The sequence below is a fragment of the Pseudomonas sp. 30_B genome, assembly GCF_017491605.1.
Taxonomy (GTDB): Bacteria; Pseudomonadota; Gammaproteobacteria; order Pseudomonadales; family Pseudomonadaceae; genus Pseudomonas.
The window spans coordinates 1-537 of sequence record NZ_JAFGYY010000153.1 but is presented as its reverse complement, the minus strand read 5'-3'; the positions used below and the strand labels follow the sequence as shown (position 1 = coordinate 537).

Below are 537 nucleotides of genomic sequence, written 5' to 3'. Positions count from 1 at the left end.
GTTTTATACTCAAGTGTCTTAATATATTTGATTTGATGAACGAATGGTTCTTTAATCATCATTCTTTCTTCATCATTACGTTCTATAACTTTGGCAAATTCTAATTTAGGAAATTTGTATTCTGAAATTGAATCATATTCCTCATCATGAAAAGAATAGATGTTCAATTTTGTCACATTAGGAAATGTGATTTTAATCTTTTCTATCTTATAATCATCATAATGATTAAGAGTCAATTGAGTCAAGTTATTGGGATCAAATTGAAATTCTGTAAGTTGTGTCAAGCCAATTTCCAAAAAGTGAACTCTTTGCATAACATTGATTAAATCCTGATTTTGATAATTAATATTCTCAAGCCAATCTGGCATCCAATGCAAAGCTTTCAAATTTTGACATCCAGCATTCAAATAATGAAATAACATTTTTGTCATTTGAAATTTCTTTGTATTAAAAAAGATTTCTTCGACGTTTTTCAAATGCTTAATAAGTATGATATTAAACTTAAGATACTTAGTCATAGTAAGTTTGGTGTATCTA

The 537-nt window shown here is 26.8% G+C and carries 1 protein-coding gene; it reads right to left on the bottom strand.

What is annotated here, in order from left to right:
• Positions 1-431: hypothetical protein (locus J5M67_RS27680; RefSeq protein WP_207888578.1), on the bottom strand; the 431-nt coding region annotated here is incomplete at its 3' end.
• Between the last annotated feature and the right edge of the window lie 106 nt (positions 432-537).